The organism is Mycoplasmopsis verecunda (genome assembly GCF_033546915.1).
Taxonomy (GTDB): domain Bacteria; phylum Bacillota_I; class Bacilli_A; order Mycoplasmatales; family Metamycoplasmataceae; genus Mycoplasmopsis; species Mycoplasmopsis verecunda.
In genome coordinates this window covers 310,848-323,367 of sequence record NZ_CP137850.1, presented here as the reverse complement: position 1 = coordinate 323,367, position 12,520 = coordinate 310,848, and the positions used below count along the sequence as shown (strand labels likewise).

8 protein-coding genes are annotated in these 12,520 nt (G+C 26.0%); 4 read left to right on the top strand and 4 right to left on the bottom strand.

The genetic code is table 4. The annotated features are described in order from the left end of the window. Positions 1-433 precede the first annotated feature (433 nt). Positions 434-556, top strand: a complete 123-nt coding sequence (locus tag SAM46_RS03670; RefSeq protein ID WP_404824655.1) for a pentapeptide repeat-containing protein — start codon at positions 434-436, stop codon at positions 554-556. An 11-nt stretch (positions 557-567) separates the two neighbouring features. On the opposite strand, the gene SAM46_RS01425 is transcribed toward SAM46_RS03670, so the two are convergent. After that, positions 568-5,775, bottom strand: coding sequence for a hypothetical protein (locus SAM46_RS01425; protein ID WP_318635626.1), 5,208 nt, complete (start codon positions 5,773-5,775; stop codon positions 568-570). A 281-nt stretch (positions 5,776-6,056) separates the two neighbouring features. On the opposite strand from SAM46_RS01425, the gene prfA reads away from it, so the two are divergent. From prfA to SAM46_RS01410, 3 genes are all read left to right on the top strand, one after another. Beyond that, positions 6,057-7,133: a peptide chain release factor 1 gene (gene prfA / locus SAM46_RS01420; RefSeq protein ID WP_078747354.1), complete on the top strand. Its 1,077-nt coding sequence runs from the start codon at positions 6,057-6,059 to the stop codon at positions 7,131-7,133. Then, positions 7,133-7,867: a peptide chain release factor N(5)-glutamine methyltransferase gene (gene prmC, locus SAM46_RS01415; RefSeq protein ID WP_078747353.1), complete on the top strand. Its 735-nt coding sequence runs from the start codon at positions 7,133-7,135 to the stop codon at positions 7,865-7,867. The genes prfA and prmC overlap by 1 nt, the downstream gene beginning before the upstream one ends. A gap of 115 nt (positions 7,868-7,982) precedes the next feature. Beyond that, on the top strand, positions 7,983-9,074 hold the full coding sequence (locus SAM46_RS01410) for an IS30 family transposase (RefSeq protein ID WP_404824654.1): 1,092 nt from the start codon (positions 7,983-7,985) through the stop codon (positions 9,072-9,074). A gap of 131 nt (positions 9,075-9,205) precedes the next feature. Here SAM46_RS01410 and SAM46_RS01405 read toward each other — a convergent pair whose 3' ends face one another. The 3 genes from SAM46_RS01405 to SAM46_RS01395 form a co-directional block, all read right to left on the bottom strand. Further along, positions 9,206-10,033: a PTS glucose transporter subunit IIA gene (locus SAM46_RS01405; protein WP_078747396.1), complete on the bottom strand. Its 828-nt coding sequence runs from the start codon at positions 10,031-10,033 to the stop codon at positions 9,206-9,208. A gap of 508 nt (positions 10,034-10,541) precedes the next feature. Next, positions 10,542-11,570, bottom strand: coding sequence for an IS30 family transposase (locus tag SAM46_RS01400; protein ID WP_318635624.1), 1,029 nt, complete (start codon positions 11,568-11,570; stop codon positions 10,542-10,544). A gap of 232 nt (positions 11,571-11,802) precedes the next feature. After that, complete coding sequence (locus SAM46_RS01395) at positions 11,803-12,516, bottom strand: MAG0920 family protein (RefSeq protein WP_078747390.1); 714 nt, start codon at positions 12,514-12,516, stop codon at positions 11,803-11,805. Between the last annotated feature and the right edge of the window lie 4 nt (positions 12,517-12,520).

Below are 12,520 nucleotides of genomic sequence, written 5' to 3'. Positions count from 1 at the left end.
ATTAAACAGTAGATTAAATATACTGTTCCTAATGTTGGTATTATCATTAGAATTCATAATCATTTTTTATTTGAGTTACTATCATTAATATTATCTTCAATTAATTCAGTAGCAGGTTCCTCTTTAGCAGGTTCCTCTTTAGCAGGTTCCTCTTTAGCAGGTTCCTCTTTAGCAGGTTCCTCTTAGCAGGTTCCTCTTTAGCAGGTTCCTCTTTAGCAGGTTCCTCTTTAGCAGGTTCCTCTTAGCAGGTTCCTCTTTAGCAGGTTCCTCTTTAGCAGGTTCCTCTTTAGCAGGTTCCTCTTTAGCAGGTTCCTCTTAGCAGGTTCCTCTTTAGCAGGTTCCTCTTTAGCAGGTTCCTCTTTAGCAGGTTCCTCTTTAGCAGGTTCCTCTTTAGCAGGTTCCTCTTAGCAGGTTCCTCTTTAGCAGGTTCCTCTTAGCAGGTTCCTCTTTAGCAGGTTCCTCTTTAGCAGGTTCCTCTTTAGCAGGTTCCTCTTTAGCAGGTTCCTCTTTAGCAGGTTCCTCTTTAGCAGGTTCCTCTTTAGCAGGTTCCTCTTAGCAGGTTCCTCTTTAGCAGGTTCCTCTTAGCAGGTTCCTCTTTAGCAGGTTCCTCTTAGCAGGTTCCTCTTTAGCAGGTTCCTCTTCAGCAGGTTCCTCTTTAGCAGGTTCCTCTTTAGCAGGTTCCTCTTTAGCAGGTTCCTCTTTAGCAGGTTCCTCTTTAGCTAAAATAATTTCTTTTTGCTCAATAGCATTCTTATAAATATCATCGAGTTTTTTCTTTATTTTTAATAATGTAGACTTATTAAAATCTTTAATAAGTGATTTTTTTAACTCTGTAATATTGTTGATATAAGAATTCTTTAGCATATTTAATTTTTCTGAATTAAATTCAGATGATTTGTATAAATATGTATCAAAATCTTTTAATAACTCTTTAAATTCATTTAAATATTTAATGTTGTCTTCTAATTGTTTGCTTAACAATCCATATTGATTAACATGCTGTGATAATTGACTATTATTATTTGTTTTAATAACATTTGTACTTAAATCAGTATATTGTTCTTTTAATTTCTTACTTAAATCAGTATCATTTTGTGCATCAATTATCTGAATATCTTTTTGAATTTTGTTAATCAAAGAAGCTTTATCGTTTTCAAGTTTATCAATTTGTTGTTTTTGTTTTAATGCTTTATCAAAAGCTTCTTCTAATTGACTTGGTATTGAGTCAAAAACATTCTTATCTCAATTTGCTTCATAAATTTTTTGAGCAATTAGAGCAATATAATTATCATAATTTTCTTTTACATTTTCATAAATAGAATTACTAAATTCTTCGCTTTTAGATGCATAAGTTTTGATTAATTCAATTGTTTCATTTAATTTATTTAAGTAAGTTAAATCATTTGAAATATTTTGTTCCGTTCTCTTTATTTCATCATTAATCAGATCTAATTCTGATATCGAAACAGCATTATTTATTTTCTTATTAATATCATTTAACTTATCTAAATATTTATTAGATATTTCATTATTTTGTGAAATGGTTTGCTTTAAATTATTTATTTTTTCAAGTAACTTTGTTTTAGATTCATTTAATGCTTGAATTAAACCTTTTTTCTTTAAAAATTCATTATAAATAGCATCAGCTCTATTTTTAAAATATTCAACTTTTTCGTGATTTAATGTTGCAATATCATTATATGTTTGCTTATAACCATTTAATTCAACTAATAATGTATTAAGTTGATTCATAAAATCAATATTGCTTTCTGAATTATTATCTTCTTTAATAGTGTTTAAAAACTTATTGATATAAGAGTCAGTGTTGTTATATAAATCAATATTATTTTTAAATGTCTTTATTTGGTTAGAAATATCACCATATTGCTTGTTTACATTTTCAATTGTGTCTTGAGTTATATTATCTTTTGATAAATCTGTCATTAAATTATTTAAAGAGGTAGTAAATTCATTTTTAATTAAATAACCAGATTTTATTACTGAATCATTTAAATTATTTATCGTTGTTTGTAATTTATTTTTTAATGAATTTGCTAAATTAAATAAAACTACGTCATCTTTTACTAGTTCGAATGATTCTCTAATGCTTTTTATAGCATTTTGATATTGTAAAATATCATTTTCATTAGATACCTGGTTATGTAAAATTAATTGATTTAATCTATTTTTAAATGATGAGTATTGATCACTATTTAATTCCTGTTCAATATATGTATTTAGTTCAGAAATCAAATTAAATAAATTATCTTTTTCAATATTTAAATCGTTAATATAAGTTTGCTTCATAAGTTCTAATGTGTTTTGGTGTTTATTAAGACCATTACTTATATCACTGATATTGATTGAATTAATTAATAAATTATTTAATTCTTTTTTATATGTATTTAATAAAACTTTGCTATTTGAATTCTTGAAATAATTAATAGCATATTCCTTATCTTTTTCTATTTGCTCTAAGTCATTAAATTGTGCTTTAATGTTACCTAACTCTTGATTAAATATTTTAAATTTGTTTAATAATTGTGAATAATCATCTTTAGTTTCAGAACCATTTAATTCATTAAATACAATGTTTTTTTGTTGCTCTGATAAATTAACTAGTGAATCTTTGTCACTTTGCACTGGATTGCTATCAATAATTTCATTATATTTATCAATAAATGTTATTAATTTATCTAATGTATCATTTATCCAATTATTGACATTTGTGGTTGTTATTTCTTTTAATTCCTTTTCTAGTTGTTTCTTTTGGAACAAATAAAGCATTGTCTCATTTTCAATATCTGTAGATAATTGAGCAAATCTATTAGAAAGTAAAGTATCTAATTTATTTTTAAGTTCATTTGCTTGAGTAATAGCGTTTTCATATTGTTCTAAATCTATCGAACTGTTCAAAACAGTTTGAATATTATGATCAATTGCTTGATATTGATTTGCAGTTTCATTATTAATAACACCAGCTAGTCTGTATTTGTTGATATCTCCAATTTTGTTTGATATTTCTAATAATTGATTATTTCTTGATACTAGACTTAAAATAATTTCTAATTTATTTTTAAAATCTTCATAATCAATTATTGATTTAATATTAGAAATTAATTGTTTGATATTGCTATTAATGTTTGAATCAGATTCAATAACCATTAATTGTAATGGGTTTAATTCAGCAATATTATTTGCTATATGTAATATGTCATCTGCTTCTTTTTCATTATTTGAATTTTGCACATGTGTTTCAAATGCTACTTTTTGAGAATGAAATAGTGCTAAATTATTTATTTTAACAATAATAGCTTGTTTATAATTTCCTTGAATATAACTTGATAATACTTGTAACTCGCGTAAAGTAGTAATTAAATAATCAGGATTAATAGGATTATCTAGATTTTTAATAGAAGAATCTAATGAATTAATTAAATTACTATATTTTTCTTTTGATTTATTTGGATTTTCCTTAAATAAGAACTCTTTTGCAAAATCATCATATTTTTCAATGACAAGTTTTGCAACAATTATATTAGTTAAATAAGTATCAATAGATTTAATTGAAACATCTAATACCTTAGGTTCTTCCATTTCGGATTTAATACTATCTTTAAATAACTCTAATCGATTTTGAGTTATTTTTTTGCTTTCAAGTAGTGAATTTAATGTATCTATATTACCTTTAAGAGTTATTACATTAGTATTTAATGATTCGATTTTTCGATTATTTTCAATTATTGAAGCTAACAACTTATTAGTTATTTCACTTGTATATTCTTCAGCTTGTTGTAGTAACAATGTTTTGATGCTATCAATTTGATTATTTCATTTTTGTAATCCATAGTTATTTCATTTTAGATTTTCATTAAATACTAATACATAAGGATTAATCTTATCTAGAAAATCTTTTATGTTTTTTACGATATTATTAATAAAACTTAAATAATTATTAATATATTTCTCAATAGATAAGTAATTCACACCTGAATTATTAATGTATGAATTTAATATATGTTGAATGTTGGTTACTATATTTTTGAAGCCGTTAATTAGATCACTACTTAATAATAGACTTAAAGTACTATTATTTACATTAATATGATCGTTTACTGCAGAAATTAGATTATTAACTTTATCAATTAAGTTATCAATTTTTAAAGACTCGGAATCAAATTGTTGAGATAAGTTAACTAATATTTTTTCATTAGTGCTATTTGGTCTAATGTATGATAATGTCTTATCTAAATAATTTGTTTTCAAGTAATTATTTAGATTTTCATTATTAAGGAATGAAACTTTTTGCTGATATTGCTTAATCTTTTCAAGTAAAGCTAAATATCTTTCGTTATGAGCACTATTTATTACTTTATTATTTAAAGTAAATTCATTATATTTTTTTGATTCATAAAAAGCTGTTGGGGGGGTATTGCGATATGCTTTTATTTCGATATTATCATTTAAATTAAAATAATAATCATCTCCTAAATCAATAACAAAAGATTTTGCATCATTAGGTACTTGGATAGTTTTAATTAACTTGTTATTTTCACTAATTTCAAATATGTAATCTTTTAGAGTATCTCCTATGATTGATACTTTATTATCATTAACAATTGGGGTTGTGGTAACTAATTTATTATTTCATTTTAATAAATAATTCTTTTTTAATTGATCATCAGTTAGATAATAATTTGTTTTAAAGATAGATTGAATAATACCGGGAGCTGGGAAATCCATAAAAATGATTCCAAGTTTTTTGTATTGCTGATTTTCATTAATAAATCTATGGAATTTAGGATTTAATTCTCTTGCAGTTTGATAAGGATATCCATCTTTAGCTATTGAAAAGAAATTAGCATATAACAGTGTATTGTTGAAACGATCGTTATTAACTGTTTCGAAAAAATCTTTTACATATTTTTCTTTTTCTTTTTTAGTTACATCGTAATTATCTTGAACAGTATAGCGACGAGAAAAAACATCATCATAATCAAAACCACCACTTCAAGTATTTGCGGTATATTTGTTGCTATATTTATCCATTGCTTCTTGAACAATATGGTGTCAAAAATTAGCAATTATTATTTTTCCTCTTAGATTTTTAAGTTTAAAATCTTCATGTTTTAACTGTTCGTATTGCTTTCCTGTTGGATTGAATAAATATGGATAAATATTCGGATCACTTAAAGCACCTAAATAATTTTTCGCTGCTGTTTCTGCATCGGATTGATTTTTAGATGGACTAAAATCTTCATCTTTTATTCTCATAAAGATGAATTCTGATGGATTTTGCTTTAGAAACTCTACACTTTGAGCTAAAACTTGATAAAAATTTGTATTTAAATTTGCTGGCCCATGTTGTAATCTTAAGTCTTGGTTTGAACGAATATCAAATGCTCTAATCCCAGCATTAAGCTGCTGTGGAATTGTCATAGCTTGAGTTCTCGCAATTCTTCATCCGAAAGATCAAATAAATCCATATCCTTCTTGAGCTCCAGAATCATGGGTTCCAGGCAGAGACATTTCAAATAATGTTTTATTATCGTTTACACCTTTCATTCATTGATTAAATTGATATGGAGCTACAAGTCTATCATAATCCACTTGCCATTTACTGTCCATATAATTATTATTCAAATCTTTTCAAATGTCAGTGTTATTAACCGTTACTTCATAATTAACATTTGGATTTAGTGATAATATTGTACTTAATGCAAATGTAGTAGGTAGTATTGTAGCATGTAAAATAAACAGTTTTTTTCTTTTCATTTAACATCCTTATTTTTGAATTACTATATTAAATATTTTATTATATTTTATATAAAATTTCCTTAATATATTACTTAACAGTAATTAGGTATAATGCAAGATATTTAATACATTAATTTACTAAAGTAATTTAATTGGTATGTCTATAAAACTAATTCCATATACAATATATTAAATGATAATTTATGCAAGTCCATTAAAGAAAATAAATAGCTAAAATTCTACTGTTTAGCTCTAAAAAACAATGCAAAAAATAGAGCTATATGTTAAAATATACAATTATGGAAACAACTATGTATAACTCTTTAAAGCAAATTAAGCAAAAGTATGATGAATTAGAAAAACAACTTCAAGATCCTGAAGTTATTTCTGACATTAAAAAGTACACAAAAATAAATAAGGAAATTAACTCAATTAAAGATATTGTGCTTGCTTTTGAACAATATCTAGATGCTGAATCAAATTTAAAAAATGCTAAAGAAATGTTAAAAGAAGATGATGAAGAAATTGTTTCATTAGCTAAAATGGAAATTTCTGAAGCTGAAGAGAAAATGTCTAAGTTAAGTGATGAATTAAAAATTCTTATTCTTCCTAAAGATGAAAACGATGATAAAGACGTTATTGTTGAAATCCGTGGAGCAGCTGGAGGGGATGAAGCAAATATTTTTGCAGGTGATTTATTTAGAATGTATTCTAAATGAGCCTCACAAAATGATATGAAATTAACATTACTTGAAAGTTCAGCAGCTGAAGCTGGTGGATTTACCTTAGTAGTATTTTCAGTTAAAGGGGATAAACCTTATTCTAAATTAAAATTTGAATCAGGTGTACACAGAGTGCAAAGAATACCTGTAACCGAAACTAAAGGTAGAGTCCATACATCAACAGCTACAGTAACAGTTATGCCTGAAATTGATGATGATATTAATATCGAAATTAAATCAGAAGATGTTAGGGTAGATGTATATCGTTCAAGTGGTAATGGTGGACAATCAGTTAACACCACAGATTCAGCTGTTAGATTAACACACTTACCAACTGGAATTGTTGTTACATGTCAAGAAGGTAAAAATCAAATTCAAAACAAAGATATTGCATTCCGTGTGCTTAAATCAAAACTTTATGATATTGAACTTCAAAAGAAACAAGCCGAAGAATCAGGCTACCGTAAATTAGCTGGTTCAGGTGCTAGAAGCGAAAAAATTAGAACTTACAATTACCCACAAGATAGAGTTACAGATCATAGAATTTCTTATTCAACAAGTTTACTACCCGTTATGGAAGGAAAACTTAATTCAATTATTGATGCATTGCTTGCTGAAGAACAAAATGAAAAAATTGCTGAAGCAGGAATTTAATGCCTACTAAAGAAGATTTATTGCTTGAAAAAAGAAGATATGGTTTACCTCAAACTATATCTTCTTTTGAATTACAACAACTAAAGCAGGGAATGCCGGTACAAAAAATCATGGGATATGTTGATATGCATAATGTTAGAATTTATTTACAACATAAAGTTTTAATCCCCAGATATGAAACAGAAGAATTAATCTTATTAGTTGAACAATATTATAAAGATGCTAATAATATTGATGTTCTAGACATGTGTACAGGTTCAGGTTTTATAGCTATTGCTTTAAAACATGAAAATAAAACTTGAAATATCACAGCTAGTGATATTGATTTAGAAGCTATTAATCAATGTAATATTAATGCTAAAGAAAATAATGTTTATATCAATATTATTCAAAGTGATTTATTTCAAAATATTAATCAAAAATTTGATGTTATTGTTTCAAATCCACCATATATACAAGAAAGCGAACATTTAGCTGATTCAGTAATTAATTATGAACCACTGCATGCATTATATGCACCAGAAGATGGATTTTATTTTTATGATGCAATTATTAAGCATGCACCAAAATATTTAAAGGTAAATGGAACATTATTTTTCGAAATTAATCCATTTCATAAGAAATATTGAGATGAATTATCAAAAACTTATAATATTAAAATTTACAAAGATATGTCAAATAAAGATCGATTTGCTGTAGTTAAATTCGATGATTTAGCGAATAAAAAAGACTAACAAATGTTAGTCTTGCTGAATTGCAATCTGCAGTGCAACACTTTTATTAAAGTATAATAAAAGTGGAGTACTGTTTTTTTTGTGCTCCACTGAAAACCCTCGGGAAGGATTTCGAATAAATTATACAAGAATCACATTCAAATTACGAGTTCAAATCGAGCTATTATTAAGTCAAAATTTCTCAGTTATAGAGATATCTAAAATTCTTAAAATTAATAAAAGTTCATTGTATAGAGAAATTACAAATAACTCTGATTTTTGGGGATATAATGCATTTTCAGCTCAAAATAAATCAGATATTAGAAATGAATGAAAAAATCATTTTAAGCTATTAAATCAAATCAATCAATATCAGGAATTCTCAAGTATTTTTGTTTCTAAATACGATAAGAAAACTTTTGGTGTCAAGCCAACATATACATTTGTGAAAATGAATTATGACATCAAAATTCCATCATTGAGAACTGTATTTAATTGAATAAATTCTAATCAATGAGTTATTAAGAAAAAAGAAAGATTAAGAATGTATTATAAACCAGGTGGCAAAAGATCAAAAACTGTTGTTGATACACTAGTTGGTGCTAGATGAGTAAGACCGTTTTGATCCAGACCAGCAGAGATTAATCAAAGAAATACATTTGGACATTGAGAAGTAGATTTAATAGTTGGTAAATCTGGTGCTGATAATTATGACTTATTAATATTTCAAGAGAGATTAACAAGATATGGAATAATAACAAAATTCCAAGGTAAAAATCCATGGAAAATAGCAGAAGCTTTATGAAACTTGATAAGGAAATATCGATTAAATGTTAAAAGTGTAACAGCTGATAATGGATTTGAATTTAGAACTCTTTTTTATCTTGCATATAGACTTAAAATTTATGTCTACAAAGCTGATCCTTATGCTTCATTTCAAAAAGGAAGTATAGAAAACTTTAATGATATTGTTAGAAGATTTTACAAGAAAGGTAAAAATTTTAATTTAGTATCTGACGATGAAATTAAAGAAACTCAAGACAAAATTAATTCTATGCCAAGAGAAATATTTGATTGAATGAGTGCAGATGAATTATTCTATAATTGAAATTATTATAAAGAACAATGAACACCAATACCAGATGATGAAAAATTCTTCATAAAAACTAAAAGACAACGTGAATCAAATTACAAGAAAAACAAGTTCTTTAAGAACAAGAAATATTAGAGGGTCTCGGTTATTTAAACCTAGTTTTTATATAAAAAAATCTAGAGATTATTTTAATCCCTAGGAATTCTTTATGTTGCAATGGAGATTGCATTTCAGTAAGACTAACAAATGTTAGTCTTTTAATTTAATTATTTTAATGTGAATAATATATCATTAACTCTAGCTTCTGATTTTAAATTTGTAATTTTTTGTAATTTTGAATCTTGTGTTAGTACGAATAATACATCTTTATTAATATTTTCATTATTGAATCTATTTAAGTCTAATTCAAATAATTTATCACCTGCTTTTACCGAATCATTTAATTTAACAAATGATTCAAAACCAATTCCATCTAACTTATAGCTATCTTTACCTAAAACGATTACAGCTTCAATTTCTAGTGTTGAGTTAGATAAAATAAATTGTGATTTATTTGCTGGCATCATTGTTATTTTTCCATCAAATGGAGCAATTACTTGAGCTTGTGTTTTGTTTTCAAGTCTAATTCCAAAACCATTTCCAACTAATCCTTCAGAAAATACACCATCATTTAATTCGCTTAGAGGGAATACTTTCCCTGATACTGGTGCTAGTATTTCTATTTCTGAAGCACATTCTTGATTTTTGTTTTGTTTTGAATCACAACCACAATTTGCATCATTATTATTTTCCACAGAATTACATAAAGGTTTTAATTCTTCTTTGTTTGATTTAACAAAACCATTTAATTCTTCAGCACATGGGAATGTTGCTTGAACATGTTTTGCACCATCAAACACTTTCACTTCGCTAGCTCCTAATTTTTTTAATTGTTCCACATCAACTAGAGATAAATCTTTAACATCATATCTTAATTGAGAAACTGAATTATTAAAAGCTAAAATGTTATCAAAACCACCGAACGCATCAATAATTCCAGCTAAATCACACATATCTTTTTGATTAACATTATTATTTTTTATGTTTTCAAACATAATATCTCCTTATTTAAAATATTACCTAAATTTTATATTATTTTAAAATTCATATAGTTAAAAATTACTATATTTTATAACTGATTTTTAGCAATAAATACTGACTAATTATTACTAATTAGCCAGCAATTGGATTTGTTTAAATCTAGAAATAATACTTATTATAATTTAATATGATTGCTACTTAATATCTTAATATTAATTAAAAAGTTGAAAGTCCACCTAAGTGGTAAATTGAGTAGTTCCTCAATATTGCTGTATAAATTTTACAAAAATGTTCCAAAAGCGTGAAGAAAAATAAAGCCTGAGCTTAAAATTCTTTGTTATTTAGACGAAACTGTTGAAATATTTAGAAGTTTTTAACCTGATTATTCTGCCTGTTTTATCATCAATAAAATCACGATATTGATCATTTATTGCGTTGAACATTTGTGAAATATATTCAAAATTAACATATCTCGGAAACTTGCCTTTTGGTAGAAAGTTTCTGATTTTTTATGAGCATTTTCTATGCTTCCTTTTGTCATGATGAATATGTATCGCACTTGTAAATAACAGGAATTTCTCTTATTTCATTTAACTTCACATTTTCCGAACCATTGTCTATGGTTAGAGATAAAATGGTTAAATTGTGATGATTAATCAATTTAAGAAGTGATTCTTTTATTGAATCTGCATCTCGCCGAGTTAATATCCCAAATAACATTCTTGTCTTTCTTTCTAGCAAGGTAAGAATGCAATATTTAGCTCTTAAATTAAGAATTACTGTGTCCATTTCATAATGTCCAAATTCTTCTCTGTTTCTAATTGTTAATGGTGCGAGATGAATATAAATACCAAAGTTAATTTTTCTTAGATTGCACTCCTTTAGGCTTTTCCTTGCCACGTAGTTTATCTCAATTAGATTTTGAAATACCTCTTTTGATTTCAAAATAAAAATAGAGAAATCAACATCTTTAAATATTCTTAATTCATAAAGTAATAAAAAAGCTTGTGGCGTAGGTATAAAAGCATTTTTATCCTTCAATTGTTCTTTATAGTAATCCAAGAATGTCGTTACTGATATTAGTGGTTCAAATTTCTTTTCATTATCTGAAAGTAAAATACCTTTAGATAATTTTCTCTTAACGATTCTGTGTTGTTTACTTCAAAACCTTCAGAAGCGAACAATATCATCTCATTTTGAAATTGTGTTTTCATGAATTTGTTGAACTGGATTTTGAACATTTTGCATTTTGAGCTGAACTCATTCACGATGTGAAACTTTAAAAATTGTTGTTAGTCTATTTTTACAATTACTGCAAAATTTGTATGAGTCTTCTGCTGTGTAATCTCACATAGCTAGTTTTAAATTTTGCTTGAGAACTTTAGCTGATACGTTCATTGTTTTTGAAATATCATTCAGTGTTTCATGTGTTGCGAAATTTTTAAACATAATAGCTAGCTTTTCGATGTTGAAATGAGTTATATTTTGCTCTCTGAGTTTGTTTATGTCCTTATGGATTTTGTTTATTTCGTTATCATTTAGTGAATCCATTATTGCAAAATGATAATATGCTTCTCTTTGAGTTTTTGATATAACCGTTTGATATACTTTTTCCTCAATTTTTATGCAAAATACTCTTTTTTGTTATACTTCAAATCTATTAACATTATAATTAAGTTAGTTCCTTCCTTTAGATTTGCAATTTTATTATACAAGGAACTAAAAAAAAGCTGTTAGCTCACGATTAGGTGGATTGACAGCTTTTTAATTTATACTTAATATCTTAATAATATGTTTTTATGCTCAAGAAATATTCTCTATATTCATTGATAAACATATTAATATTACACTTTTCATTATTAACAAATGTTTTGTCATAATTTAAAATCATTAATGAATATAAATATTCTTGTTTATCTTTTACTTTAGATAACTTTTTACTTCGAAACCATTGTTTATCAGCTCTATAGACTTTAATGTTAGTTAATTTATTTTCACATCTTTCTAAATCATATTTATTACCCACAATGAAAAGATTACGTTTTGTAGATAAATTTAATTGTGATACTTTGTTTTTCTGTGAAAAATCAATTGTTTTTTCAATTAATAAATCATCAGATAATGTTGAATTAAATTCTGCTCAATTCTTAAATGTTTTATCAATACCATTGAAATGATGAAAAAACAATAAGTTAATAGCAATTCCTCCTATACTAAAAATAATGATTGGAGAAATATTCGAAATAAGTCTTCCTTCTGGATCGGCTAGATTATAAAGGACTATAGCTACAATTAATATAGTAAAGCTATAAATTAATAGACTAATAGATATTCATTTATTAAAATTTAATTTTCTATGTGCTCTAATAAAATATGATTCTTGAACTTTTAAGCTATTATTTGTAAAATATTCCTTACTTTCATATGATTGCATTCAATACTTTCGAAATTCTTTATTCTTTAATAGAATAAGTGATGTTATAGCGCTTATAACCATATAA